Annotated in this window: 25 protein-coding genes and 1 pseudogene; 11 read left to right on the top strand and 15 right to left on the bottom strand. The window is 67.8% G+C overall.

The annotated features are described in order from the left end of the window. Nucleotides 1-39 precede the first annotated feature (39 nt). Both ACQPYS_RS27355 and ACQPYS_RS27350 read left to right on the top strand, forming a co-directional pair. A complete protein-coding gene (locus ACQPYS_RS27355; protein WP_084481322.1) occupies nucleotides 40-423 on the top strand; it encodes a nuclear transport factor 2 family protein in 384 nt (127 codons plus the stop codon). A gap of 1,039 nt (nucleotides 424-1,462) precedes the next feature. Then, nucleotides 1,463-2,482 (top strand): alpha/beta hydrolase, encoded by a 1,020-nt coding sequence (locus ACQPYS_RS27350; protein WP_433493144.1) that lies wholly within the window; start codon nucleotides 1,463-1,465, stop codon nucleotides 2,480-2,482. Between the two features lie 55 nt (nucleotides 2,483-2,537). Here the strand turns inward: ACQPYS_RS27350 and ACQPYS_RS27345 are convergent, their stop codons facing one another. The 4 genes and pseudogenes from ACQPYS_RS27345 to ACQPYS_RS27330 form a co-directional block, all read right to left on the bottom strand. Beyond that, complete coding sequence (locus tag ACQPYS_RS27345; RefSeq protein WP_433491196.1) at nucleotides 2,538-3,974, bottom strand: wax ester/triacylglycerol synthase family O-acyltransferase; 1,437 nt, start codon at nucleotides 3,972-3,974, stop codon at nucleotides 2,538-2,540. Between the two features lie 641 nt (nucleotides 3,975-4,615). Beyond that, nucleotides 4,616-4,789: pseudogene (locus ACQPYS_RS27340) on the bottom strand (glycosyltransferase family 2 protein); the annotation flags it as partial. Nucleotides 4,790-4,973: 184 nt separating this feature from the next. After that, complete coding sequence (thiD, locus tag ACQPYS_RS27335) at nucleotides 4,974-5,813, bottom strand: bifunctional hydroxymethylpyrimidine kinase/phosphomethylpyrimidine kinase (protein WP_431939175.1); 840 nt, start codon at nucleotides 5,811-5,813, stop codon at nucleotides 4,974-4,976. Nucleotides 5,814-5,906: 93 nt separating this feature from the next. Further along, complete coding sequence (locus ACQPYS_RS27330; protein ID WP_063038362.1) at nucleotides 5,907-6,464, bottom strand: TetR/AcrR family transcriptional regulator; 558 nt, start codon at nucleotides 6,462-6,464, stop codon at nucleotides 5,907-5,909. Between the two features lie 39 nt (nucleotides 6,465-6,503). On the opposite strand from ACQPYS_RS27330, the gene ACQPYS_RS27325 reads away from it, so the two are divergent. Next, nucleotides 6,504-7,748, top strand: a complete 1,245-nt coding sequence (locus ACQPYS_RS27325; RefSeq protein ID WP_063038360.1) for a KasA/KasB family beta-ketoacyl-ACP synthase — start codon at nucleotides 6,504-6,506, stop codon at nucleotides 7,746-7,748. 166 nt (nucleotides 7,749-7,914) lie between these two features. Here ACQPYS_RS27325 and ACQPYS_RS27320 read toward each other — a convergent pair whose 3' ends face one another. Next, nucleotides 7,915-8,268, bottom strand: coding sequence for a nuclear transport factor 2 family protein (locus ACQPYS_RS27320; RefSeq protein WP_063038358.1), 354 nt, complete (start codon nucleotides 8,266-8,268; stop codon nucleotides 7,915-7,917). A 126-nt stretch (nucleotides 8,269-8,394) separates the two neighbouring features. Here ACQPYS_RS27320 and ACQPYS_RS27315 point away from each other — a divergent pair, with 126 nt between their 5' ends. Both ACQPYS_RS27315 and ACQPYS_RS27310 read left to right on the top strand, forming a co-directional pair. After that, nucleotides 8,395-9,162, top strand: a complete 768-nt coding sequence (locus ACQPYS_RS27315) for a helix-turn-helix domain-containing protein (RefSeq protein ID WP_433493143.1) — start codon at nucleotides 8,395-8,397, stop codon at nucleotides 9,160-9,162. Nucleotides 9,163-9,277: 115 nt separating this feature from the next. After that, entirely contained in the window at nucleotides 9,278-9,901 is a 624-nt protein-coding gene (locus ACQPYS_RS27310; RefSeq protein ID WP_433491195.1) for an NAD(P)-dependent oxidoreductase, read from the top strand. Nucleotides 9,902-10,124: 223 nt separating this feature from the next. Here the strand turns inward: ACQPYS_RS27310 and thiC are convergent, their stop codons facing one another. Beyond that, a complete protein-coding gene (gene thiC, locus ACQPYS_RS27305) occupies nucleotides 10,125-11,753 on the bottom strand; it encodes a phosphomethylpyrimidine synthase ThiC (protein WP_433491194.1) in 1,629 nt (542 codons plus the stop codon). 282 nt (nucleotides 11,754-12,035) lie between these two features. Between thiC and ACQPYS_RS27300 the strand changes: the two genes are divergently transcribed. Next, nucleotides 12,036-12,614: a Uma2 family endonuclease gene (locus ACQPYS_RS27300; RefSeq protein WP_245664652.1), complete on the top strand. Its 579-nt coding sequence runs from the start codon at nucleotides 12,036-12,038 to the stop codon at nucleotides 12,612-12,614. A 5-nt stretch (nucleotides 12,615-12,619) separates the two neighbouring features. Here the strand turns inward: ACQPYS_RS27300 and ACQPYS_RS27295 are convergent, their stop codons facing one another. Genes ACQPYS_RS27295 through ACQPYS_RS27285 form a run of 3 tightly spaced genes read right to left on the bottom strand, consistent with a single transcriptional unit; the run spans nucleotide 12,620 to nucleotide 15,077 of the window. Next, a complete protein-coding gene (locus ACQPYS_RS27295) occupies nucleotides 12,620-13,435 on the bottom strand; it encodes an exodeoxyribonuclease III (protein ID WP_063038350.1) in 816 nt (271 codons plus the stop codon). 51 nt (nucleotides 13,436-13,486) lie between these two features. Then, nucleotides 13,487-14,497 carry an N-acetylglutamate synthase, CG3035 family gene (locus ACQPYS_RS27290; RefSeq protein ID WP_433491193.1) on the bottom strand — a complete coding sequence of 337 codons (1,011 nt, stop codon included), beginning with the start codon at nucleotides 14,495-14,497 and terminating at the stop codon, nucleotides 13,487-13,489. After that, nucleotides 14,487-15,077: a peptide deformylase gene (locus tag ACQPYS_RS27285; RefSeq protein ID WP_433491192.1), complete on the bottom strand. Its 591-nt coding sequence runs from the start codon at nucleotides 15,075-15,077 to the stop codon at nucleotides 14,487-14,489. The genes ACQPYS_RS27290 and ACQPYS_RS27285 overlap by 11 nt, the downstream gene beginning before the upstream one ends. 246 nt (nucleotides 15,078-15,323) lie before the next feature. Here ACQPYS_RS27285 and ACQPYS_RS27280 point away from each other — a divergent pair, with 246 nt between their 5' ends. The 5 genes from ACQPYS_RS27280 (at nucleotide 15,324) to ACQPYS_RS27260 (ending at nucleotide 20,189) form a co-directional block, all read left to right on the top strand. Then, nucleotides 15,324-15,671 (top strand): DUF3263 domain-containing protein, encoded by a 348-nt coding sequence (locus ACQPYS_RS27280; RefSeq protein WP_063038344.1) that lies wholly within the window; start codon nucleotides 15,324-15,326, stop codon nucleotides 15,669-15,671. Nucleotides 15,672-16,109: 438 nt separating this feature from the next. Next, on the top strand, nucleotides 16,110-16,670 hold the full coding sequence (locus tag ACQPYS_RS27275) for a LytR C-terminal domain-containing protein (protein ID WP_433491191.1): 561 nt from the start codon (nucleotides 16,110-16,112) through the stop codon (nucleotides 16,668-16,670). Between the two features lie 125 nt (nucleotides 16,671-16,795). Beyond that, the gene (gene sodC / locus ACQPYS_RS27270) at nucleotides 16,796-17,488 is read left to right on the top strand and encodes a superoxide dismutase[Cu-Zn] (RefSeq protein WP_063038340.1); all 693 of its coding nucleotides are present in this window, start codon (nucleotides 16,796-16,798) and stop codon (nucleotides 17,486-17,488) included. 21 nt (nucleotides 17,489-17,509) lie between these two features. Further along, the gene (locus tag ACQPYS_RS27265) at nucleotides 17,510-18,655 is read left to right on the top strand and encodes a glutamate--cysteine ligase (RefSeq protein ID WP_433491190.1); all 1,146 of its coding nucleotides are present in this window, start codon (nucleotides 17,510-17,512) and stop codon (nucleotides 18,653-18,655) included. Between the two features lie 88 nt (nucleotides 18,656-18,743). Further along, entirely contained in the window at nucleotides 18,744-20,189 is a 1,446-nt protein-coding gene (locus ACQPYS_RS27260) for a DUF5933 domain-containing protein (RefSeq protein WP_433491189.1), read from the top strand. Here ACQPYS_RS27260 and mnhG read toward each other — a convergent pair. Genes mnhG through ACQPYS_RS27230 form a run of 6 tightly spaced genes read right to left on the bottom strand, consistent with a single transcriptional unit; the run spans nucleotide 20,149 to nucleotide 26,062 of the window. After that, entirely contained in the window at nucleotides 20,149-20,496 is a 348-nt protein-coding gene (gene mnhG / locus ACQPYS_RS27255; RefSeq protein ID WP_063038335.1) for a monovalent cation/H(+) antiporter subunit G, read from the bottom strand. The genes ACQPYS_RS27260 and mnhG overlap by 41 nt on opposite strands. After that, nucleotides 20,493-20,753, bottom strand: a complete 261-nt coding sequence (locus ACQPYS_RS27250) for a monovalent cation/H+ antiporter complex subunit F (protein ID WP_063038333.1) — start codon at nucleotides 20,751-20,753, stop codon at nucleotides 20,493-20,495. The genes mnhG and ACQPYS_RS27250 overlap by 4 nt, the downstream gene beginning before the upstream one ends. Beyond that, nucleotides 20,750-21,292: a Na+/H+ antiporter subunit E gene (locus ACQPYS_RS27245; protein ID WP_063038561.1), complete on the bottom strand. Its 543-nt coding sequence runs from the start codon at nucleotides 21,290-21,292 to the stop codon at nucleotides 20,750-20,752. Before ACQPYS_RS27245 ends, ACQPYS_RS27250 begins: the two co-directional genes overlap by 4 nt. 8 nt (nucleotides 21,293-21,300) lie before the next feature. Continuing rightward, on the bottom strand, nucleotides 21,301-22,896 hold the full coding sequence (locus ACQPYS_RS27240) for a Na+/H+ antiporter subunit D (protein ID WP_063038331.1): 1,596 nt from the start codon (nucleotides 22,894-22,896) through the stop codon (nucleotides 21,301-21,303). Continuing rightward, the gene (locus ACQPYS_RS27235) at nucleotides 22,893-23,273 is read right to left on the bottom strand and encodes a Na(+)/H(+) antiporter subunit C (RefSeq protein ID WP_063038329.1); all 381 of its coding nucleotides are present in this window, start codon (nucleotides 23,271-23,273) and stop codon (nucleotides 22,893-22,895) included. Before ACQPYS_RS27235 ends, ACQPYS_RS27240 begins: the two co-directional genes overlap by 4 nt. Beyond that, nucleotides 23,270-26,062 (bottom strand): Na+/H+ antiporter subunit A, encoded by a 2,793-nt coding sequence (locus ACQPYS_RS27230; protein ID WP_433491188.1) that lies wholly within the window; start codon nucleotides 26,060-26,062, stop codon nucleotides 23,270-23,272. Before ACQPYS_RS27230 ends, ACQPYS_RS27235 begins: the two co-directional genes overlap by 4 nt. Nucleotides 26,063-26,130: the final 68 nt, after the last annotated feature.

Below are 26,130 nucleotides of genomic sequence, written 5' to 3'. Positions count from 1 at the left end.
ACCGTTCCCTTTTCGGGAAACTCAGCAAGGAGTGGGTTGATGACGTCCGTCCGGAAGGCTATGGAGGACTACTACGAGCACATCGATGCCGGTCGGTTGGCCGACGCCGTGGCGTTGATGACCGACGATGTGAAACTGACCTTCGCCAATGCCGAACCCGTGACCGGCCGGGAGGCGGCAGCCGCCTCCGTCCAATACGTACTCGACCAGACCACCAAGATCAGGCATACCATTTTCCACTGGATGGAGCCGCAGACCGCGGCGGACGGTACGGCCGAGGTCACCTTCGAGATCCGGATCCACTACTGGCTGAAGAACGGTACGGAGCTCGATATCCCCGGTGCGGTGTACGCGAGTTTCGACGCGGACACCCAGTGCACCGAGCAGCGGCTCTACGGCGACCTCACCCAGGTGTTCGTCTGAGCCCGCCGCATACGGTGCGCTGATACGTCGATGGCTCGGACCGGCCGGGTCCGAGCCATCGCCATATCAGCGCAGATTCGTTTCCGGACTCTGTCTTTCCGGCTCGGTGGGCTGCCACGTGGTGGATGGGCCCCCTCGCGCCGGGCAAGCCCATTGCCCGCCGGTGCGCCGGGGCGTCCGCCCGACCCGGGTGGTCGCCGTCGAGACCACGGCCGGGGCTCGTGATCGGCCCGGGCCGCGTGCCGCAAGAGGAGTGCGCGGCCGCTGGGTGAGCCGGGTCGGGTAGTCGCGGTGGGTGGCGCCGATATCTCCCGGTGCGGGTTCCGGCGTGGAATCCGACCCAGACACCACGGCTTCCTGAGCCCGGCGATGCCGGCTTCTCGCGTCGGTCCCGTGCGTTCGGCGATCTCGGCACCGGGTGGCAGGCCCCGTCGCGGATCACTCGTCGTGTGCCCGGTGGCGGTCGCAGCATGTCGCTATCGGTTGCCGAAGGATTGCGGGCTTTCTGTAACTCAAATTTAGAGGAATTCGTTGCGGGAAAACTGGTCGCTTGCTATGTTGCCTGGGTCACTGCCGGACACCGCGGCCGTGATCGTCCTTCCGGGCTGCAAGCCCGTATCCGCGAGGACGTCTCACCCTCTCGAGGAGTTCACTATGGGTTCGTTGAGCGATCTGCTCATGGCGTTGATTCCGGCACTCGGTTCGGCTGTCGCAGGTGACGGCCTCCTCGATGTTTTCATCGGTTCCCTACAGGGAAGTGTCGCCGCCTGATTCGGCGAACGATACACCCAATTTCACCGAAATTCCGATCGGAATTCCGTTAATTCAGCACTGCAAGGAGCACGACATGGGGTCTCTCTTCGAAATTCTGGGCATGGGCACTGCCAGCGCCGGAGGTATCGGCACGAGTATCGTCAACGCGCTGATCACCCTGAGCGGGGGCACGCCCGCCCCCGGCAAATAGATCGCCGGTCGGAATAGGGGGTCCACCCGGTCACCACGGGTGGACCCCGTGCTCGAAAGCCATGTATACGAATTGATGATTCCACGAAGCAGGACGTCGCCGGTATATCTGCTGGCGATACTGTTCGTTCTCGCCCTCGGCGTGGCACCGCGCGCCGCCGCCGCCCCGGGAGCGGATATCGTCTCGCTCGCGCCCGGCGCCGGACGATGGGTCGAGGTCACGGTGTACTCACCGGCCATGCAGCGCGATATCCCGCTGCAGGTCCTGCGCCCGGCCGATACCGGAACCCCCGCGCCGACCCTTTACCTGCTCAACGGTGCGGGCGGCGGCGAAGACGCCGCGACCTGGTCCGCGCAGACCGACGTGTCCGAATTCTTCGCCGGCGAACACGTCAATGTGGTGATCCCCAAGGAGGGGGCCTTCAGTTACTACACCGACTGGCAGCAGGCGGACTCCGGCCTGGCCGCGAAACTGGGCAACAACGGCCGGAACATGTGGGCGACCTTCCTCACCGAAGAACTACCGCCCGTACTCGATTCCGCCTTCGGCGCCACGGGCCGCAACGCGATCGCGGGGATCTCGATGGCCGCGACCTCGGTACTCGACCTCACCATCCGCGCGCCCCACCTCTACAGTGCGGCGGCGGCGTACAGCGGATGTGCGATGACCAGCGATCTTCTGGGGCAGGCGTTCGTCACACTCGTGGTGAGCCTGGGCGGCGGCGATGCCGAGAACATGTGGGGCCCGACCGACGGTCCGGGGTGGCGGGAACACGACCCCTACCTGCAGGCCCACCGGCTTCCCGATATCCCGATGTACATCACCAGCGGTACCGGGCTGGCCGGACGATACGACAGCGCCGATGATCCACGGCTCGACGGTAATCAGCGGATGCTGTGGAACCAGCTGCTCGTCGGCGGCGGCATCGAGGCCGCGGCCGACTACTGCACCCGGGCGCTCCAGCGTCGCACCCAGGAGCTCGGCCGAACCGATATCGTCTACGACCTCCGTCCTTCCGGCACCCATTCGTGGGGGTACTGGCAGGACGATCTGCACCGCTCCTGGCCACTACTGGCCGGTGCGCTGACCTCCTGAACCCACCCGCGGTCGCACCGGGCCCCCGCCGTATCCGGCGGGGGCCCGCGGCGCGTCAGCCGAGGGCTTCCACCAGCTCGCGGAACGATTCCCGCAGCAGCTCCCGGTAGCGGCCGGGGTCCGGCATCATCGCCTTGTCGACGCTGATGGTGAGCACGATCTCCTCGCCCTGGGCCGAGATCAGGTGCCGCAGACCGTCACCGTCCATCGGTGGCAGGACACCGAACGCCCGCAGCATCGGCGCGCCGCGGAAGGTCAGCCCGGCACCCGGCGGCGGAACATTGCTGATCGTGGTGTTGTGCAGCGGAACCGAGGACAGATCGGCGAACGAGCGATGTGCCCGGGCCCGGCCCGCCGCCCGCAACAACCACGCCGGGGCGGTCTCGACCCGCGCCGCGTGCCGGAGTACCGCCGGATCGCTGTGCCGGCGCCGTTCCCGGCGTACCGACTCCCGGATCGCCGCCAAACGTGCACGTGGCTCGCGTCGGCCGGTGTGTAGATCGACCGTCATCTGGCACAGCTGGTTTGCCGAATCCCAGTGCGCGATACCGCGCATAGACATCGGAACCATCGCGGCGAGTCCCTCCGGCGGCGTCTCACCCTTCTCGTCGAGGTAGGCGGCGAGCGCACCGGACACCACGGTCAGCATGACATCGTTGACCGTGACGCGTTCGGCGGACCGGTCGCGCAATGCCGTCACCTCGGTCAACGGCAGGAACACCTGCTCGATGAGTACGGTCGGGCCGATCGCGCGGTTGAAGCGGGTCGCGGGGCGTACGGGCGCCGGTTCGTGCAGCAACCCGGCCTCGATCCGGGCCCGCGCCGCGGTATTCGCCGCCCGGGTACGCGACAGTCCCATCGCGAAACGGCCCATACGGTAGGGAAACAGCGCGGCGGCACGTAAGGTCGCCGCCGGTTTCGACCACCGGTTCGTCGTAGGTGCGGCCGGTGCCTCCCGACCGCCGAAGAGTTCCAGTTCGAGTTCCCTGGTCGCCACACCGTCGCAGGCGCTGTGGTGAAATTTCAGTACGACGACCGTGGCCTCCCCCGGGATCTCCGGTACGGCGCGGACTCGGTCGAACACCTGGATCTGCCACGGCGGCCGCGTGAGATCCAAACGCGCCGTGGTCATTTCCGCGAGCCGGGCCCGCACGGTGTCCCAGTCGGCGCCTGACGGTCCGACCCCCACGTGTTCGTCGATATCGAGCGCCGGCTCGGGCACCCAGTACGGCAGGTCCAGGTCCATCGGGACACGCTGCAATCGCCGTTGGAACAGAGGTGCGAAACCCAGCCGCGCCCGTGCCCAATCCCGCAGCGCGGCCGCATCTATCGGTTCGGTTCCGGTGGCGTCGAAAATATAGACCGCGACGATATTGGACGGATGCCGCTCGCTTTCGTCGTAGACGAACACCGCGTCACGGGCCGCCAACTGCTCTTTCGCCACAATGCCTTTGACCTTTCTCGTGGCGAGAACTCCACTGTTCCCGTACATCACCATGTTCCCTGCCGAGCGGTACCGATATGAAGAATTGCCTGGTCGTGCCAGGCGCTCGGTCGATCCTAACGTTCCGGCGCGCGGCATCCAGGGGAATCGGGCTGTCAGGAACGTCGAAATTTCAGAACTCGGTGAATTGGTGTCGATGCGCGGGCGCGTGCCGCACCCGGAATTCTTCGCTGTCTCGGACGGCCTACCGGATAGTGCATTCCGGTCGGTTTTCGAAATGCGGTCCTTCTTTTCGGTCCCGGCGGCATGGTCTCGTGCGCCGCCGGTGCGAGGCCGGTCGGCGCCGCGCGTTGGGTTGACGCTCCGATGGCGGACGGTGAACCTCGCATAATAGCGGAAAAGAATCAATTCGATCGGGTCGCTGGATGTTCGCCCGACTTGGCGTGGGGGCGGGGAAGCCGCTGCGTCGCAGTCCGGTTCCGGCCGGAGGTACCGAATGTGCCCTGTCCGGCCGGGCGAGCGGGGGCCGACTCGGACAACCGGGCCGGGGCGTTACCGCGCGTGCGCCGAGTGGTCCGTCCCGGCCCCAGTGGCACGGCGGGTCGGAATGCCGATGGCCCGGAACAGGCCCGCGAAATCGGCGACCTGCGCACCGGTATCGGGCGCAGCAGCAGGGAGAGCAAGGGCATTGCTTTCAGCAGCAGGTTGTAGGAGCGGGAGATGAATTCGCGCTTGGGTCCGCGCACCACCCGGGCCCCGGAGCCCGGCCGGGTGCCGATCGCCAGATCCGGATGACCGGAGACCAGCGGTGCGACCAGCGGCAGCAGCGCGTTCAGGGCGGTGGAGAGGTCGACATCCATATGCGTGGGCGGGCCGGGGCGTGGCTCCAGCCGACCTGGGAGGTAGCTGTGTACCTTGCCCCGCCGGGCCCACCAGTCCGGTGCCACTGCTGGAACGTCGTTGTTCCGGTCTCCACTCCGTTGTGGAAATGTTCGTGACGCTCCGAGTATGGACCCGCCCACCGACAGGTCGCCGACCCGGCCGAAGTCAGCTCAGCCGCCACAGCGGGGAGACCGGGCCGTGGCCTTTGCCCAGGTCGTAGGCGGCTTCCAGACTGCGCCTAGTCCATTCCTTGGCGAATTCGAAGGCATCGGGAACCGAATAGCCGTGGGCCAGCGCGCAGGCCAGGGCCGCGGCCAGGGTGTCGCCGCCGCCGTGATCGTTGCCGGTCTCGATACGCGGGGCGGAGAACTCCAGGAACCGGTTGCCGTCGAACAGCAGATCGGTGCTCAGCGCCGAGGTCCGCAGGTGGCCGCCCTTCACCACGACCCAGCGTGGTCCGAGTCCGTGCAGTGCCTCGGCCGCGGTGCGGGCGGACGCCGCGTCGGTGACCTCGACCCCGGTCAGCAACCGCACCTCGTCCAGGTTCGGGGTGACAATGGTGGCCAGCGGGAACAGCGTGTACCGCACAGCGTCGAGTGCTTCGGTGTGCAGCAGCGGGTCGCCGTGCATAGAGGCCGCGACGGGGTCGACCACCAGCGGCACCGCGGCATCGTGCCCGATGCCGACCTCCCGGCAGACGGCGGCCACGGCCTCGATGATGTCGCCGGAGGCGAGCATGCCGGTCTTCGCGGCGCCGATACCGATATCGCCGGCCACCGAGCGCACCTGGTCCGCGACCACCTGCGGGGGAATTTCGTGGAATCCGCTCACGCCCACCGTGTTCTGCACGGTCACCGCGGCCACCGCCACCAGTGCGTGCACCCCGCACAGGGCCATGGTCCTGGTATCGGCCTGGATTCCGGCCCCGCCACCCGAATCGGTACCGGCGATGGTGAGCACCCGGACCGGGGTCTGTCCCGGGGGCGTCAACGGCAACAATCTCACCCGGTCACCCTACGTGGGCGGGGTTCGCGGCCGAGTGGGTGTCTCGAGTCGGTGGTTGTCAGACCCAGGCTTCGATCGCTTCGGTGCCCGGGGTCAGCGGATGGTGTGATCGATGAGCCGGCGGGCCGCCCGGTCGGTGCGTTCGATATCGCCGGTGATGAGCCGGTCCTGCAGGATGCCGCGCAACCCGGAGACCAGTACGGTGGCCACTACTTCGGGTTCGTCGTCCGGGTTCAGTGCGCGCAGGCTCGCGGTGAGGGCGGTGACGAACGCCGCGGTGGCCTGGTCCGCGTAGCCCGCGTAGGGGCCGTGGGGTGCGCAGGCCGCGCCGAGGACCTGGAGCATCACCCGCACGCTGATCGATCCCGAGCCGGTGGTGTTCGAACGCCAGAAATCCCACAGCCGTTCTCGCAGCGCGGCGGCGTCGTGTACTTCGGCGAAGACCGCGGTGAGATCCGGGCGATGGGTCGCCAGGGCCTGGACCAGCAGTTCTTCTTTGGTGCCGAAGTAGTAGATCAGCATCCGGGAACTGGTGCCCAGGGCGGCGGCCAGGGGGCGCAGCGAGAGGTCCGCGAGGCCGCGTTCGGCGATGTAGTGCACCACGGAGTCGAGCATCTCGGCGCGTTTGGCATGGTCGAGTGGGCGGGCCATGGGTTGACTGTAGCGAACGCTACAGGTATTCATGACCCCGTGACTGTACCGATCGCTTCAGAAACTTCGGCGGCGGCGCAGGTGGTCGTCACCGGGTACGCGGGCGCCACCTCTATCGCCGGCGATATGGACGAGACCTGGTCGGGGCTGCTGGGCGGCCGGACCGGTATCACCACCCTCGACGACGACTTCGTCGCCGAATACGACCTGCCCGTACGCATCGGCGGCAAGCTCGCCACGCATCCGGGTGCGCAGCTCACCCGGGTCGAACAGCGCAGGCACTCCTACGTCGAACAGCTCGCCCTGGTCCTCGGACGGCAGGTCTGGGGCGCGGCGGGCCGTCCGGAGGTGGAGGGAGAGCGGCTCGCGGTGAGTATCGGCACCGGCCTGGGCGGCGGCGACGCGCTCATCGACGCGGTCGACGCGATGCGCGCCGGCGGCTACCGCAAGGTCTCACCCATGTCGGTGCCCATGGTCATGCCCAATGGCCCGGCGGCGGCCGTCAGCCTGGAAATCGGCGCGAAAGCAGGGGTTTTCGCGCCGGTTTCGGCGTGCTCGTCCGGCACCGAGGCCGTCGCGCAGGCCTGGCGGCTGATCGCCACCGGCGAAGCGGATGTGGTGGTGGCCGGTGGCGTGGAGGGGCATATCCACGCTGTGCCGATCGCGAGTTTCGCCATGATGCGGGCGATGAGCACCCGCAACGACGATCCCGCCGCCGCCTCACGGCCGTTCGACCGGGATCGGGACGGGTTCGTCTTCGGCGAAGCGGGTGCGCTACTGGTCCTGGAATCGGAGCGGCACGCCCGCGCCCGCGGTGCCCGCATCCACGCCCGGGTGCTCGGCGCCGGAATAACCTCCGACGCCTATCACATCGTCGCTTCGGATCCGGCGGGTGAGGGCGCGGCCCGTGCCATGCGCAAGGCGATCGCCGCCGCGGGACTGGCGCCCGCCGATATCGGGCATGTCAACGCCCACGCCACTTCGACCTCCATCGGTGACGCCTCGGAGGCGGCCGCGATCGAGGCGGTCACCCCCGACGCCTCGGTGTATGCGCCCAAATCCGCGCTCGGGCATTCCATCGGCGCGGTCGGCGCCCTGGAAACCGTCCTCACCACGCTCACCCTGCGGGAACAGGTCGTACCACCCACCCTCAACCTGGAGAATCCGGATGCGGACCTGGATATCGTGCACGGCCGCGCCCGGCCGCAGCGGATCGAGTACGCGCTGACGAATTCGTTCGGCTTCGGCGGCCACAATGTGACGCTGGCACTGGGACGCGCCTGAGTGACGACCGCGGAAGCGCGGAACAGTCCGAGCGCCACAGCGTCCGGGGCCGGACGCGTTCCGCTGCGTCCGGCCCGGACTCGTCACCGCGGCAGGCCGGCCCGGAGGCGGGTGGCGGCCGAACCGGCACCGGCCGCCACCGGATGCGGGGACGGCCGTCCTGGGATCAGCCCGGAACCTTGTCCAGGAAGCCCAGCACCGTGTGGATCCGGCCCTGCTCATCGGTGACCAGGACGTCGAAACCGATGATCACGGGCTCGGCGCCCGCGGGGCCCAGGCCCCACTGGAACCGGACCTGACGGTGGTGGGCATCCGGTTCCCCGACCGGGGTGAAGACGAACCCGGGGAACTGCTCGTGCACCGCGCCGATGGTCGCGCCGATCGCGTCGAGGCCGGCCGCCTCGGCCAGCGGATCGATGTAGGAGGCTTCCGGGGCCCAGTGCGTGTTCAGCAGTTCTTTCCGGGCGGCCGCGTCGGTGGTGTTCCAGGTCTGCAGGTAGGCGGTGACGGTGTCTTTCATCGGAGTTCCTTCCGGGATTGTGTGAACCAGGTGCCATCAGCATCGCGGGGACCGGCCGCCCCGGCGATTACGTCGGAGGTAATGGGATCGCTTACTGATCCGGCTACGATTCCGGATGTGGTGATCATGGATACCGACCCCTCGGTCGGCGGCCTGCTGCGGTCCTGGCGGGAGCGGCGCCGGTTGAGTCAGTTGCAGCTCGCGTCGCAGGCGGAGGTGTCCACCCGGCACCTCAGTTTTGTCGAGACCGGCCGTTCCCGGCCCACGCGCGAAATGGTCGAACGGCTGGCCGGGCACCTGGACGTCCCACTGCGCGAGCGCAACGAACTGCTCCTCGCGGCCGGGTACGCGCCGAGCTACGTCCAGCGCGAGGTGGACGCACCGGAACTGCGGTCGGTGATGGACGCCTTCCGGGTCCTGCTCGACGCGCATCTCCCGCATCCGGCTCTGGTACTGGACCGGTGCTGGGATGTGGTCGACCGCAATACCGCCACCGACGCGCTACTCGACGGTTGTGCTCCCGAACTACTGGAACCGCCCGTCAATGCCATCCGTATCTCCCTGCACCCCGGCGGCCTGGCGCCCCGGATCCGCAATCTCGGACAGTGGCGCAACCATCTGCTCGGCCAGGTGCGCGGGCGATTGGAAGCCACCGGCGACAGCCGGCTGAAAGCACTGCTCGACGAGGTATCCGCCTACCCGTGCCCCGACGGCGGCACCCGGGCCCGCACCGATGTGGTGGTGCCGCTGCAGTTGCGGGTGGGCGACACGGAGCTCTCCTTCTTCAGCATCACCGCCTCGGCCCTCTCGGCCACCGACGTCACCATCGACGAACTCCATATCGAAGCCTTCTACCCGGCCGACGAAGCGACGGCCCGACTGTTCCGCGGATAAGCCGTCACCCGGAGCTGTAGACGCTCGCTTATGCGAACGAGCTTCAGAGCCATGGTTCGTCTCGCCCCTGATTGCTGTACTGGATCCAGGCAATGGTTTCGAGTCAGGAGCAATCATGCGAATCGCGGTTTTCGGAGCGACCGGTACGGTCGGACAGCACATCGTCGAGCAGGCGCTGGCGCGCGGGTACGAGGTCACCGCGCTCACCCGCGACGCCGGCCGGATCACCCGCACCCACGAGAACCTGCGCATCGTGGAAGGTGATGTACTCGACCCGGGTGCGGTCGAACGGACCGTCTACGGCCAGGACGCGGTACTGGTGGCACTGGGCAACGGCCGCAAGGGCGTGGTGCGGGCGGAGGGCACCCGCACGATCATCGAGGCGATGAACCGCACCGGCGTGAAACGGCTCATCTGCCAGTCCACGCTGGGAGCCGGTGACAGTCGCGCCAATCTGAACTTCCTCTGGAAATACATTATGTTCGGCCTGCTGCTGCGCCCGGCCTACGCCGACCACCAGCAGCAGGAGTCCTATGTCCGGGCCGGCGACCTGGAGTGGACCATCGTGCGGCCCAGCGCTTTCACCGACGGCCCCCGCACCGGCACCTACCGGCGTGGTTTCGGTACCGGAGAGAAAGGTCTGAGCCTGAAGATCGCCCGCGCCGATATCGCGGAGTTCCTGCTCGACCAAATCACCGACCGCACCTATCTGCACCGGGCGGCCGGGATCTCCGACTGAACAGCTGCGGGGTGTCCGCGGGGCCGGCGGGGATGCCTCTGGTGCCTGGCGGGGAATCTCGCGACGAGCGAGACAGCACAGGGCGCCCCGGGCCTATGCGGCCCAGTACTCGAGCCGCCTTCCGCGCATTATGCGCAGCGGTCGCCGTCTCGCTGAAAGTGGTTGTCGACCTGCTTATATACCGAGTGCGGGCGCACCGACACCGGGGGTGCGCCCGCTTCGGTCAGGGCACCACCGGCAGGTACACCCGTTTACCGGCCTCGGTGAACTCCGCCGACTTCTCCGCCATCCCGGCCTCGATCGCGGCGATATCGGTCAGATTATGCTGCTCCGCGTATTCGCGTACATCCGCGGAGATGCGCATGGAGCAGAATTTCGGACCACACATCGAACAGAAATGCGCCGTCTTCGCCGGTTCCGCCGGCATCGTCTCGTCGTGATATTCGCGCGCGGTATCGGGGTCCAGTGACAGCGCGAACTGGTCGCGCCAGCGGAATTCGAACCGGGCCTTGGACAACTCGTCGTCCCGGAGCCGGGCGTGTGGATGGCCCTTGGCCAGATCGGCAGCGTGCGCGGCGATCTTGTAGGTGATCACCCCGGTCTTCACATCGTCACGGTCGGGCAGGCCGAGATGTTCCTTCGGCGTGACGTAGCACAGCATCGCGGTCCCGGCCTGCGCGATGATCGCGGCGCCGATGGCCGAGGTGATGTGGTCGTAGGCGGGCGCGATATCGGTGGCCAGCGGACCGAGCGTGTAGAAGGGGGCTTCTTCGCACAGTTCTTCTTCGAGCCGTACGTTCTCCACGATCTTGTGCATCGGCACGTGGCCGGGGCCCTCGATCATCACCTGGACACCGTGCGATTTCGCGATCTTGGTCAATTCGCCGAGCGTACGGAGTTCGGCGAACTGGGCCTCGTCGTTCGCGTCTGCGATCGAACCGGGCCGCAGCCCGTCACCCAGAGAGAAGGTGACATCGTAGTGCGCCAGGATCTCGCACAACTCCTCGAAATGGGTGTACAGGAATGATTCCCGATGGTGGGCCAGACACCACGCGGCCATGATCGAACCGCCGCGCGAGACGATTCCGGTGACCCGCTTCGCGGTCAGCGGTACGTAGCGCAGCAGCACACCGGCGTGCACGGTCATATAGTCCACACCCTGCTCGCACTGCTCGACCACCGTGTCGCGGTAGATCTCCCAGGTGAGCGCGGTCGGATCACCGCCGACCTTCTCCAGGGCCTGATAGATCGGCACCGTGCCCACCGGGACCGGCGAGTTGCGCAAAATCCACTCGCGCGTCTCGTGGATGTTCTTACCGGTGGACAGATCCATGATGGTGTCCGCGCCCCAGCGGGTGGCCCACACCATCTTCTCGACCTCCTCGGCGATCGAGGACGAGACGGCCGAATTGCCGATATTGGCGTTGATCTTCACCAGGAACTTCTTGCCGATGACGGTCGGCTCCAGCTCCGGGTGCCGATGGTTGGCCGGGATCACCGCGCGGCCGGCGGCGACCTCCGCGCGCACCAGCTCCGCCGGCACGCTCTCCCGGGCGGCGACGAAGCGCATCTCCGGGGTCACGATCCCGGCCCGGGCCCAGGCGAGCTGGGTGCGCGGGCCGGGCACATCCGGCTTTTCCCACTCGTTCCGGAGCGCGGGCAGGCCCGCCTCCAGATCGATGGTCGCGGTGGTGTCGGTGTACGGGCCGGACGTGTCGTAGACGTCGAAACGGTCGCCGTTGGTCAGCTCGATCCGGCGTACCGGAATGCGTAGACCGTCGGCTTGCCGATAGTGCTTGACGCTGCCCTCGATCGGACCGGTGGTTACCGAATCGACAGGTGTACTCGTCATATTTCCTCCCTACGCCGGCATTACCCGGTCAGGTTCATACGGTCGACAGCCCTGAGCGCTCCGGAGAGCTAGCCGTCCTCTCAGCCCGCTGGTGCGAGCCCCCGTTGGCATGTGTGAAGTTTTCCGCCGCCGACCATACTCGCTCACGGGCCGTCCAGGCCTCGGACGGCGAACTCCGCCTGCTCACCGAGCCGGGCCCGACCGCGTCCCGCCGGCGGCGGGACGGAGAGGCGCAGAGTGTTCGGTGCGGCTGTCGTGGACTGCGAGAGATAGGGTCTATCTGTGACCCTCTCGCATGGATCGCTGATGACCGTCGACGAGTTCGAGGAACTCGACGCGGCGGCTCAGCGGATTTCCGAAGGGCTGCGGCTCGAATATCTGAACGGCCTGCTGGCCGCGAAGGCGCGACCGGATTCCAACCACACCCGGGTCGTGCAGTGGCTGGCGCGCTTCCTGGTGCCGCGCCGGTCCGAACTGTGGCTTTTCGCCGATCGTGGCCTGCGGGCCGGGCGCACCGGAGGCAGTCGTGTGCGTCCCGACGCCATCCTTGCGCCCGCGTCCGCCTTCGCCGGTGAAGGTGAATGGTCGGACCCGCAACCGGTGATCATGACCATCGAGATCAGTTCTCGGGCCCAGCACACCGAACTGCGGGATCGGCTCGACAAGCCGTTCCTGTACGCGGCCACGGGTATCCCGCTCTACTTCCTGATCGACCGCGGTGCCGCGGAGGTGAGCGTGTACAGCGAGCCCGAGGACGGCCGCTACAGCACCAAGGTGACCGTGCCGTTCGGTACCGATATCGAATTTCCCGAACCGCTCGGTGTCTTCCTCGCCACCGATCCGCTCCCGGACTGGTTGTAGCGGCGTCAGGCGGTGAATTCGGCGATCACCGGAGCGTGGTCGCTGGCACCCTTGCCCTTGCGTTCCTCCCGGTCCACCCCGGCATCGACCACCGTCGCGGCCAGGGCCGGCGAGGCCAGCACGAAGTCGATACGCATTCCTTCCTTGCGCGGAAAGCGCAGCTGGGTGTAGTCCCAGTAGGTGTACACACCGGGACCGGGAGCGAAGGGCCGCATCACATCGGTGAAACCTGTCTCGGTGATCGCGGTGAAGGCGTCCCGTTCCGGTTGGGAGACATGGGTTCTGCCGGCGAACAGTTCCGGTGACCAGACATCGTCGTCGGTGGGCGCGATATTCCAGTCCCCGACCAGGGCCGTCTTAGCCTGCGGGTCGGTGGCCAGCCAGCGGGCGGCGTTGTCGCGGAGCGCGGCCAACCAGGCCAGTTTGTACTCGTAGTGCGGGTCGGCCAGTGCGCGCCCGTTGGGTACGTAGAGACTCCACACCCGGACTCCGTCGCAGGTCGCGCCCAGCGCCCGCGCCTCGACGGTCGGTGAGGGGATGAGCGTATCGGCGGCGTCGCGATCGAATCCGGGCTGGCCCGGGAACCCGATCTCCACGTCGTCGAGTCCCACCCGCGATGCGATCGCCACGCCGTTCCACTGGTTCAACCCCACATGCGCGACCTCGTACCCGGCCTCGGCGAAACGCTCGAAGGGGAACTGATCGTCGCGGCATTTGGTCTCCTGGATCGCCAGCACATCGATATCCTGGCGATCCAGCCAGGCCAGCACCCGGTCCTGCCGGGAGCGGATCGAATTGACATTCCAGGTGGCCAGGCGCAACGAATTACCTTTTCGCGAATCGGGCGAACCGTAGTTCGGGGTGTACCGGCGTCACTGTCCGATCACCCCGGAACTGCCGGGGACGGCGTAGCGGTAGCTGTGATGATCGACGAACCCGAGTTCGCCGAACAACTCCAGGGCGTCCACATTACCGGCCTCGACCTGGACGTACGCGTGTGTCGCGCCCCGATCGCGACCCCAGCGCAGCAGTTCGCCGCAGACGAGTGCGGCCAGGCCGTGCCGGCGATGGGCGGCCACCACCGCCACACAGGTCAGGCCGACCCAGCGGCGGCCGTCGGAGGCGGAGGTGAGTGCGCCGCGGGCGATGGCGATGGGATTGGGCAGGCCCAGCGAGGCGAAACCCAGTTGCCCGTCGTGCACGGCGGAGAGTACTTCGGGCAGCGGGACCGTCGCGGAGTGCCCGGTCGGTTCGTCACCGCGGTAGCGGTGGATCTCCAGCCACGCGATATCGGGTTCGGGCGCGATACGCACCATGGACGGGCCCTGCGGAAGGACGAAGTTCTCCAGATCGATACCGAGGACGCGGGTTTCACCCCAGCTGTTCCAGCCCGGCGGCACGGTCGCCAGCCGGTCGGGAAGTGCCAGTTGCAGCGGCAGTCCCTGGGCGGCGTACCAGGCGCCGATCCGGTGCAGGCTGTCCGGCGTGACCCGGGCGGGACCGTTCGAATCACCGATGGGCACCGCGGAATTGGCGCGCCGGGTGTAACCGTGTCCGGCGCGCAGCAGCCAGCCGTCCATCCAGGCGGATTCGGTGCCGGGCCAGCCGAACGCCGCCGCGGTCTCCAGCGCGCGGATCTCCGAGGTGCGAATCGGCCGGGCCGCCAGTGATTTCAACGCCACCACGCTGGCCGCCGGGATCATCACCGGATGGCCGTCGGCGGCCAGGACGGTCAGCGGATTCGTCTCCACCACCTCGCCGATCACATCGGTGAGCGGCGGGCTGCTGCCCTCGGGGCGCCGGTAGCGCACCACGACCCGTTCGCCGAGCGGAATCCGCGAGATCGGGATATCGCCGTCGTGGTCGTGCGGATCAGTCGTCATGTCCGAAGGGGTCCGGGTCGCTGCCGGGTAGCCAGGTACGGCCGGGGGCGCCCCAGCCGTTGCGTTTGACGGCCTTCTTCGCCGCTCGCGCGTGGCGTCCGATCAGGACATCGATGTAGAGATAGCCGTCGAGATGGCCGACCTCGTGCTGCAGCATGCGGGCGAAGAAGCCGGTGCCCTCGACGGTCACGGGCTCGCCGTGCTCGTCGATTCCGGTGACCCTGGCCCAGTCGGCCCGGCCGGTGGGGTACTGCTCGCCGGGCACCGACAGACAGCCCTCTTCGTCGTCATCGGGATCCGGCATTGTCTCCGGGATCGCCGAGGTCTCCAGTACGGGGTTGATCACGGCTCCCCGGCGCCGCACCACCGTGCCGTCCTCCGCCGGGTCGGGGCAGTCGTAGACGAAGAGGCGCTTGGATACTCCGACCTGGTTGGCAGCCAGGCCGACGCCGTTGGCGGCGTCCAGGGTCTCGTACATATCCGTGATCAGCCCGGCCAGTTCCGCCGGCGATTCGGTCACCGGCGCGGTAGGGCCGTGCAGCACAGGATCGCCGACGATCACGATGGGCAGGATTGACATGACACGAGCTTATTGTGGGCGCCGGCGGCCGGTGAAAAGGGCCTGCTCTGCGTGGCCGCCGTGGCCGGTCCGGGCAGGTGGAACGGGTTCTCGCGAAATATGTGGTACCGCCGTACCGGACACGCCGGACGTCGACGGCAGCGCGCGCCCCGGCGGCGTGGTTGAATATCGCAGGGCAGTAACACGGTGACCCGATCGTGCCCTGATACGGCGATCGCGTCCGGTGGTAACTCGGCGAGGAGCAAGATGGACGGCGCAGCAGCGCGGGATCTTTCCGCAATCCAGGGCGGTCCTCCGAACAACACAGCGAATACGAATCCCGAAGGGCCCCACGATCCCGAGAGCGGCCTGAGTCGCCGCGAACACGAGATCCTGGCCTTCGAACGACAGTGGTGGAAGTACGCGGGCGCCAAAGAAGAGGCGATCCGCGAACTGTTCGCGCTGTCACCGACCCGTTACTACCAGGTGCTCAACACCCTCGTCGACCGGCCCGAAGCGTTGGCCGCCGATCCGATGCTGGTGAAGCGCCTGCGCAGGCTACGCGCGAGCCGGCAGAAGTCGCGAGCGGCGCGAAAGCTCGGTTTCCAGGTCTGACGCCGAGCTCCGGACGGTTGCCGCGGTGGAGCCGGTTCCACATCGCTCCCGTTCGCATTTTCACGGCTCCTCGGACGGTCGAGTGGTAGGGGCCGCCCCGATTCTGGAGCGAAGGAGCGCAGCGACCGAGCGTGTGCGGTTGGCCATCCAGAGACCGGTGGCCATCGAGCACTTACAGTGATGTGAGCCTCCCCAGGCCGGTCGAGGCGCACGACAGCATGCACCTTCTGTCTCCTCCGGATGGTCTACCTCAGTGGTCGGGGCCCGCCCCCGATTCTGGACCGACGGAGCGAGGGAGCGCAGCGACTGAGCGGAGGAGGGAAGAATCGGGGTCACAGGGCCCCGACCCGCGCGCCGAAGGCGCGCCGATAGCCACAGCCCCGACCCGCCCCGCCGGAGGCGGGGCAAATCAACACAGCAGGCGCTAGGCTCGGGCGGGTGAGCAATTCGAACCCTGGCTCCGGTGGACCGCCGCTGCGTGCGACGGCAATGGTTCTGATCGCCCTGTCGATCGTTTTCGCCGGTCTGGGCGCGATGTCGCTGTCGAGTGCGGACTCGGCGAGTTCGGACAACGCCGAGAGCACGGTGGCCTCGTCGACGACCGCACTGGCCGCGCCGCGCGCCGGCACCACCACCGCGGCCGCGCCCACCACCACGGCCACCGAAACCGGTACCACCACCGCGGCCGCCACACCGACCACCACGGCGGCAGCCGGTGGGGTCGATCGATCGGCTCCGGTCCGGGTGCTCAACAACAGCATGGTCGCGGGTCTGGCGTCCACGACCGCGAACGAACTCACGGCGCGTGGCTGGACCAACACCTCCACGGGCAACTACGCCGCCACCACACTCGAGAACACGACCGTGTACTACGGTCCGGCGCCGGCCGACGAGGCCACCGCCGCCGCGGTCGCCGCGGATATCAATGCCACCACCGCGCCGATGATCCCGGGCCTGGGCGAGGGTTCGGGAGTCGTCGTGGTGGTGACCGGGCGGTGACACGTGTCTCCGGAGGTCGGGGCTGTCCCGGCCGGGCCGGGACGGCGTGGCATCATCGTGTGCGTCGAAAGATCGTTGTCGAAACGCTCTACCCCTAAACTCGGTACTCGTAAAGGAGTTCCCTGATGGCACAGTCCACTTCTCGTCGCCGGTCTTGGCGGAGCGTGACCCCGGTGCTGGCTGTCGCGGCTTTCGGCCTCGTTGCCTGCACGAACAGTCAGGAATCCAGCGACGTGACGGGGACGACTCCGCCGGTGTGGACCTCGTCCCCGGCCCCGGCGGGCGCGGGCGAGTCCGGTGAGCACGGAGAACAGCCGGGGTCCCCGGCCGGATCGGGGACCGAAGTCGAACTGAAGTCGCCGAGCGGCGCGAAGATCGGGACGGCGAATATCGCCGACGAGGGGAACCATCTGCGGATCACCGTGGACACAACCGGTTTGACCCCCGGTTTCCACGGCCTGCACATCCACCAGGAAGGCAAATGCGAGGCGAATTCGGCCCCGCCGGCCGGCGGGGCGCCCGGTGACTTCCTGTCCGCGGGTGGGCATCTGCAGGTCGGCGGTGCCACCGGACATCCCGCCAGCGGCGACCTGACCTCGCTGCAGGTCCGCAAGGACGGCCACGGCTATCTGGTGACCACCACGGATACCGTCAGTTTGAGCGATATCCGGGGTAAGGCGATCATCGTGCACGCCAATTCGGACAACTTCGCCAATATCCCGGACCGTTACAACCGCGAGGGTGGCGCCGGCCCGGATCAGCAGACGATGAGCACCGGTGACGCGGGCGGCCGAGTCGCCTGCGGCGTCATCGGTTAGACGCAAGACAGAGGGGCCGATATGGGTGGGGCGCGGATCGAGCCGGTACCGTTCCGCGGATCGCCTCGGCCGACCGTGGGGATCGAATGGGAGATCGCGCTCGTCGACAAGACGAGCCGCGATCTGTCCAATACGGCCGCAGCCGTTTTCGACGCGGTGGGTGAGCTGCGGGCGCACGACGGCACCCCGCAGGTGACCAAGGAGCTGCTCCGCAACACCGTGGAACTGGTCACCGGTGTGCACGAAACCGTCGGGGCCGCCGTAGCGGATCTGTCCGGCACCATGCACACGGTGCGCCGCGCCGCCGACGAGCTCGGGGTGGACCTGTTCTGCGCGGGGACACATCCGTTCGCGCAGTGGTCCACCCAGCAGCTCACCCGGTCCGAGCACTACGACGAACTGATCGAACGCACCCAGTGGTGGGGTCGGCAGATGCTGATCTGGGGGGTGCACGTACACGTCGGGGTGTCGCACCGGGACAAGGTCTTTCCCATCCTGAACTCGCTGTTGCTGTCCTACCCGCATCTGCTGGCGCTGTCGGCCTCCTCGCCGATGTGGTCGGGTTCGGATACCGGTTACGCGAGCAATCGCGCGCTGATGTTCCAGCAGTTGCCGACGGCGGGGCTGCCGTTCCAGTTCGAGAACTGGAGTGAGTTCGAACGCTATGTGCACGACCAGATGAAAACCGGTGTGTTCGAACAGCTCGGCGGTATGCACTGGGATATCCGGCCCGCCCCGAAATGGGGAACCATCGAGGTACGTATCTGCGACGGTATCTCCAACCGGGCGGAACTGGCCGCGCTGGCGGCGTTCATCCACTGTTTGATCGTGCATCTGGACGAGCGGGTGGAACGCGGTGAATCGCTGCCCACCCTGCCACCCTGGCATGTGCAGGAGAACAAATGGCGGGCCGCGCGTTACGGGTTGGACGCCATCGTGATCGTGAGCGACGACAACCGCGAACGTCTGGTCACCGAGGATCTCGATGAGCTGCTGACCCGGTTGGAGCCCACCGCGCGGCGCCTGGACTGCGTGGCCGAACTCGCGGCGGTGGCCGATATTCCGCGGCGCGGGGCCAACTATCAGCGGCAGCGGCAGGTGGCGGCGGCCGCGCAGGGGGATCTGGTCGCGGTGGTGGACGCGCTGGTCCGCGAACTCGATAGCTGACCCGGCCGGTACGCTGCTGTTCAGCAGCCCGATGACCTGCCGTTCACGTGCCGTTTACGATGGTCGGGTGCTAGTCGAAAACCCGAATATGGGAACTGGAGCAGCGGCGCGCAGTACCGTGCCGCGCCGGGAGGTTCGGGTCGCCGCCGTCGCCGCCGTTCCGGTACTGCTGCTGGTGCTGCAGGGCGTGGCGCTGTGGCGGGATTTCGAGGGCCCGCTGACGAGCCTGGCCCGGGACTACATCGGTACGCCCAAATCCATGACGGTGCCCTGGGCGGGTCTGGTTCTCGCACTGGTCGGTATCCCGGGCCGGCGCCGGTGGATCGCCGCGGGGGCGGCGGTGCTGATCGATCTGGGATACGCGGGGGTGCGGCTGCTGCTGGGGGGACCGTTCACCGTCGGCAACGGTCCTGTCCTCGTGCTCACCGCGGTGGCGCTGGTGGCCTGGTTGCACTGGACGGGCGTCGAACGACGCAACGCGTTGCACGCCGCCGCGCTGGGTGCGCTGCTGATCCTGGCGACCAAGGTCGGTGACGTCTGGCTGCACATCACCGTGGAACTGCGGCCGCGAGTGCTGGACCAGTACGTGATGCTGGCCGATCACGCGCTCGGAGACCCGGCCTGGGTGGTGGGCCGGGTACTGGAAACTCTGGGACCGGTACCCGACGCGGTCCTGCACTGGGTGTACATCGAACTGCCGGCGGCGGCCATCGTGGTGGCGGTATGGCAGTTGCGGGCGGTGGCGGCGGGCGGCCGGTGGCCGAATCACTATCTGGTACGCACATTCCTGGTGCTGGGCCTGGTGGGGCCCCTCGTGTACATACTGTTCCCGGTGGTCGGGCCGATGTTCGCCTACGGGGTCGACGGGAACGGCTTCCAGCTCGGCAATTTCTGGCCCGATGTGTTGCCGCCGCTCGATCGCGCGCCGGATGCGATGGCCTTCGACTCGTTCTCCCCACGCAACTGCATGCCCTCGATGCACACCGCGTGGGCGCTGGCGCTCTTCCTGCACACCCGGCGCAACCCCGACGGGTCACTCGCGCCGACCTGGCTGCGCTGGGGCGGTATGTTCTGGCTGCTGTGCACGCTGGCCGCGACACTCGGGTTCGGCTACCACTACGGCGTGGACCTGGTCGCCGGGGCGGTGCTGTGCCTCACCGTGGAATCGGCGCTGCGGGAACCCGAACGCGGCTGGGGCTGGTTCCGGATCCGGCTGGTCGCCGGTGGTGCGGTGATACTGGTGACGCTGCTCGTCGGCTACCGGTATCTGGCGGTGCAGATGGCCGACTACCCGGTGGTCGCTGGTTCGATCGTCTCGGCACTGCTCGCGGCGATGGCGGCGGGCTTCCACGCCACCTGGTTCGCCCGGCGCCGCCGCGAGCGGCCGGTGACGGCCGAGGTCGCGACACTGCCGGACCGCGCCGCGGAAGCGGTCGTCGCCACAGCCGATCCACTCGATACGGCAGCGGCCGCGGCCGACGAGGCCGCCGGGATCACGGCTGCGGCCGATCCAATTTGTCCTCGAGTTCGTTGACCACCAGCAGATCCTTGCGGTGCAGTTGCTCCCGGTAGGCGGTGCGGCCGATCAGGTGGGCGATCACCGGTGCGGTGAGCAATGTGAACAACCCGACCAGCACCAGCATCCAGACATTGGGGTCGTCGTACACCCGGATGCAGGTGCCCGCCAGGACCGAGATAAGACCGATCACCTGAGGTTTCGTCGCCGCGTGCATACGCAGCAGGGTGTCCGGGAACCGGACGATACCGATGGCGGCGGTCAGCGCCAGTACCGCGCCGAAAATGATCAGGATGCCGGAGATCCAGTCGAATACGGTGTTCATCGGTCGTCCCGGACCCGGAAGCGGGTGACGGCGGCCGAACCGAGGAAACCCACCAACGACAGCGCGACGATGGCGGGCACCACGCTGGTGTCGCGGCTGTAGGCCGCCCACACCGCGAGGCCGCAGATCGCCATCGCGATGATCGAGTCGATCCCGATCACCCGGTCGAGGGTATCCGGGCCCGCGAGTATGCGGTATGCGGTGATCAACGCGGCCGCACTGAGCAGGACCGCGGCCACCACGGCCACGACGATCACTTGGTCACCTCCTGACCGGTCGGTGGCGGGAGCGGGGTGGCGCGACGTTCCAGCCCATCGATCAGCAACCGTTCCAGCACCCGGATGGTGCGATAGAACTTATCCACCGCCTCCGCACTGCTCACATCGATGACATGTACATAGGCCTTACATTGTTCGCGGTCGATCTCCAGCACCATGGTGCCCGGGATCAGATTGATCAGGTTGACGCACAGCACCATGACCAGATCCGAGCGGAACGCGAATTGCACCTCGAGCACACCGGAGGGCGGCGGCGGCCCGGGCCGTACGGCGAACCAGGCCAGCTGGAAACTGGACTCCAGCCCGTAGTACACGCTGACCGCGGCCAATTTCATCAGTGGTAGCAGTCGCAACTGCCCGCGCAGCGGAATCCGGGGCAGCGGGAGGGCCACCATGATCACCACGCCGACCGCGAGTCCCGCCAGCACATTGGCGACGCTGACCTGGCCCCAGAGTGCCACCCATACCGCGGTCAGCCAGAGCAGAACACCGATGCGGAGCACATTGTCGCGGTTCAGCAGTCTGCTCATCGCGGCCCCCCGCCCAGGACCGCGCCGATATAGACGCCGCGGTCCTGCAGTTCGGTCGCGGCCCGGTCGGCGATGCCCAGGACCGGGCCCGCCCACACCGTCAGCGCCAATCCGACCGCGACCAGCGCCGCGGTCGGCAGCACCATCATTGCCGGCAGCCGGCCCGGGTCGGTGCGTTCGTCGTAGAGCATGTCGGTGTTGTCCTCCACCAGCGACGGCAGGGTGGCGGCCACCAGATGGCCCTCGGGGGCCTGTTCGCGAGGCCGCCAGAACGCCTTGCTCCAGGTCCGAGCCATGACGTACAAGGTCAGCAGGCTGGTCACGATCGATCCGGCGACCAGCACCCAGGCGAGCACGCTGCCGTCCTGCGCGCCGGCCTGGAGCAGCGCCACTTTGCCGATGAAACCGGAGAAGGGCGGTATCCCGCCGAGGTTCAGCGCCGGTATCAGGAACAGTCCCGCGAGCAGTGGGCTGGCCGCGGCCAGCCCACCCACCCGCCGCAGCGAGGTCGAGCCCGCCTGGCGTTCGATCAGTCCGGCCACCAGGAACAGCGCCGTCTGCACCAGAATGTGGTGCGCGATGTAGTACACCGTGCCCGCCAGCCCGATGGAGCTGGCGATACCCACCCCGAACATCATGTAGCCGATATGGCTGACCAGCGTGAACGAGAGCAGTCGCCGGATATCGCTCTGCGCGATGGCACCGAATATGCCGATCAGCATGGTGAGCAGGCCGCTGATCATCAGCAGGTTGTCGAAGCCGCCGTCCGGGAACAGCAGGGTCTGGGTGCGCACGATCGCGTACACACCGACTTTGGTGAGCAGACCGGCGAACACCGCGGTGACCGGCGCCGGCGCGGTGGGGTAGGAGTCGGGCAGCCAGTTCGACAGGGGGAACACCGCGGCTTTGATGCCGAAGGCGACCAGCAGTACGGCGTACACCGCCTGCCGGATACCGTCCGGGATGGCGTCCATCCGCTGGGCCAGGTGCGCGAAGTTGAGGGTCCCGGTGGCGCCGTAGGTGACGGCGGTGCCGATCAAGAAGATCAGCGACGACACCATGGAGACCATCACATACGACACCCCGGCGCGGATGCGTTCCGCCGTCGCGCCCAGGGTGAGCAGGACGAACGAGGCGACCAGCAGGATCTCGAAGCCGACGAACAGGTTGAACAGGTCGCCGGCCAGGAACGCCATCGCCACGCCGGCGCTGAGCACCAGGTAGGTGGGCCAGAAGATGGAGGTCGGCTGACGGACCTGGGCGTCGTTGATGTTCTGGCCGGCGCCGTACAGGGCGACCGCGAGCAGCACGATCGCCGAGACCAGCAGCATGGACGCGGAGAGCCGGTCCACGACGATGGTGATACCTATCGGGGTCTCCCAGCCGCCGACCTGCACGGCCACCGTCCCGTCGCGGTCGGCGAGATACAGCAGCACCGCGCAGACGGCGACCGCGGCGCTCAGCGCGACCGTGGCCAGGACTCGCTGGACCCGGGCGCGACGCCCGGCCACCAGTGTCGCGGCGGCGGCCAGCAGCGGGATGAGCACCGGCAGCGGAGCGAAGGCGGGGACCAGATCGGGCGATAAGCTCATTCTTCGGGTTCCTCCGGCTGGCGCGCGGCGATCCCGACATCCTCCGGATCGTTCTCGACTTTTTCGCTCGTGGTCAGGATGTAGGAGCGATAGGCCAGCGCCAGCACGAACGCCGAAACACCCATGGTGATGACGATGGCGGTCAGCACCAGCGCCTGGGCCAGCGGATCGGCCATGATGCTGTGTTCGATATCGTCCGTGCCCCGGATCGGCGCTGCCCCGTCGGGTCCGCCCATGGTGAGAATGAGCAGGTTGACCGCATTGCTGAACAGCAGGATGCCGAGCAGCATCTTCGTCACGGTGCGTTCGAGCAGCAGGTACACCCCGCAGGCCACCAGGACACCGACCACGATCAGCAGGGTCAGATTCGCGCTCATGACTGCACCAACTCGTCGTCGAGGCGCGCGCCGAGGCTGCGCAATACGTCCAGTACGAGACCCACCACGATCAGGTAGACACCGAGGTCGAAGAACAGCGAGGTCACCAGTTTGACATGGCCGAGCAGTGGAACCGTCATCTCCAGGATGGCCGAACTCAGTGGCGGCGCTCCCAGCAGCAGCGAGGCGCTGGCGGTACCGGCGGCGAGGATCAGTCCGGCGCCGAGTAGATGGCCGGCCTCCACCGGTAGTGCCTCACCCAGTTCGTACTGGCCGCCCGCGAGATAGCGCAGTACCAGTGCCAGCCCCGCGATGAGACCACCGGCGAATCCGCCACCGGGCGCATTGTGGCCGGAGAAGAAGAAGTAGACCGACAGCACCATGATGGTGGGGAACACCAGGCGGGTCGTGATCTGCAGAACCATCGAGCGGTTACGGCGGTCGACCAGCCTGCCCGCGGGTAGCCAGCCCACCTTGCCGCCGGGCCGGTAGTTGGGTGCGTCGGCGGCACGCGGCGGCAGACCGAACCGCCGACTGCGGAACACCAGCGAGGCTACGCCCGTGGCGGCCACCACCAGCACCGATATCTCGCCGAGGGTATCCCAGGCACGGATATCGACCAGTAGCACATTGACCGCGTTCTTGCCGCCGCCGAATTCGTAGGCCGCGTCCGGGATGCGCTCCCAGATGGGCCGGGCATTGCGTGCGGTCGCGGCGAACGCCGCCAGCACGGGCACCGCGATACCGGCCGCGATGGCGATCGCCGCCCGGCCGACCTGGAAACCGGCCTGCTGTTCCGGTCCGATCTCGGCCGGGAAGGCCCGCAGGACCAGGACGAATACCACCAGCGTCAGCGTTTCCACCAGAAACTGTGTCAATGCCAGGTCGGGCGCGCCGTGCAGGGCGAAGACGACACCGCAGCCGTAGCCGGTGAGCCCGACCACCAGCACGCTGGCCAGCCGGTTGCGTAGCACGGTCGCACTCAGCGCCATGGCGATCATGATGGCGCCGATCACCATTTGCAGCGGGGAGTCCCACAGACGCAGTTCGACCCCGGCCCGGGTGCCGACCGCCAATACCACCGAGGGCACGATCACCAGGGTGCCGAGGATGACCGCCTGGGTGAGCGGCAGCGAACCGCGCTGGACGGCACCGGTCATGCGCAGTGAGAGCCGGTCGGCCGCCCGCAGCGCGGCATCGTAGCCGCGGTCGGCGTTACCCAGCAGCGTCGCCGACTCACCGAACCGGTCCCGCGCCGCGAACAGCGCGAAGCCTCCGGCGATGATCACGACGGTGAGCAGCAACGGCAGGGTGAGGCCGTGCCAGAGCTGGAGATGACCGGTCAGCGTGCCCGGCAGGGTTTCGGCGTAGGGCGCCAGCAGACCGTCCATCCAGGGGGCGGCGAGTCCGGCGCCCAGCGAGCCCACCGCGAGCAGCACCGGCGCCGCGCTCAGCGCGATGCCCGGCGCGTGCCACCGGGGGACCGGCACCCCGGGTTTGTCGGCGAAGGCGCCCCAGATGAAGCGCGCGCTGTAGGCGACGGTGAGCATGGACCCCAGCACCAAGCCGGCGGCCAGCAGCAGTCGCACGGTGTCCGAGAGCGGCGCGGCGTCGAGTGCGGCGGCCAGCGCCGATTCCTTCGCCACGAATCCCCAGAGCGGCGGGATACCCGCCATACTCAGCGCGGCCAGCGACGCGGCGCCGAAGAGTACCGGTGAGCGCCGGCCCAACCCGGAGAGTTCGCGCAGGTCACGGGTGCCTGTCCCGTGGTCGATGATGCCCACTACCAGGAAGAGCGCGGCCTTGAACAGCGCGTGCGCCACCACCAGGGCGATCCCGGCGAGCGCCGCATCCGGCGTGCCCAGACCCACCATCGTCACCAGGAAGCCCAGCTGACTCACCGTCCCGAAGGCCAACACCAGTTTCAGGTCGGTGACCTGCATGGCGCGTAGGCCGGCCAGCAGCATGGATGCCAGGCCGAGGGTGAGGACGAGCGGGCGCCAGACCGGGGCGTCGGCGAACGCGGGTGCCAGACGCGCGATCAGGTAGACACCGGCTTTCACCATGGCGGCGGCGTGCAGGTAGGCGCTGACCGGGGTGGGTGCGGCCATGGCGCCGGGCAACCAGAAGTGCAGCGGTACGATGGCGGATTTGCTCAGTGCGCCCACCAGGACGAGCACCACCGCGATCTGTACGGCTATCCCGCCGGGACGGTCGGTAGCGGCGAGTAGATCCGACAGCAGGTAGCTGCCGTATGCCTCACCGAGGATGATGATGCCGGCGAGCATTGCCAGGCCGCCCGCACCGGTTACCAGCAGGGCCTGCAGGGCGGCGCGCCGGCCCGGCACGCTATCGGAGTTGTGGCCGACCAGCAGGAACGACAGGACGGTGGTGATCTCCCAGAAGGTGAACAGCAACAGCATGTTGTCGCTGGTGACCAGGCCGAACATGGCGCCGGAGAAGGCGACCAGCCAGGCGGCGAAGGAGCCGAGCTTCGGTTCGTCGTCGGTGAAGTAGCGGGCGCAGTAGGCCAGGACCAGGGCGCCGATCCCCAGGACGAGCGCGCTCATCACGGTGGCCAGGGAGCCGAAGCGCAGGTCCAGGCTTAGATCGACGGTCGGAGCCCACTGCATCCGGACTTCGATCTCGTCGTTCCAGTGGGCGATCACCCAGCCGAGGCAACCGAGCGGTACCAGTGCCAGCGGATAGAACGCGTTGCGGCCCAGTACTCGCACGGCGGAGGGCGCGATCAGCGCGGCCAAGGTGTGTGCGAGCAGAATGGCGAGCAAGCGTTACCTCCGTCGAGATAGGGGCGGCGGGGTATTGCGCGCTCATCATATGCGAGCACGAACTGGGA

Origin of the sequence: Nocardia grenadensis, assembly GCF_050942415.1 — a bacterium.
GTDB classification, from domain to species: Bacteria; Actinomycetota; Actinomycetes; order Mycobacteriales; family Mycobacteriaceae; genus Nocardia; species Nocardia grenadensis.
The sequence above is the reverse complement of the archived record's forward strand: the minus strand, read 5'-3'. Positions and strand labels throughout refer to the sequence as shown.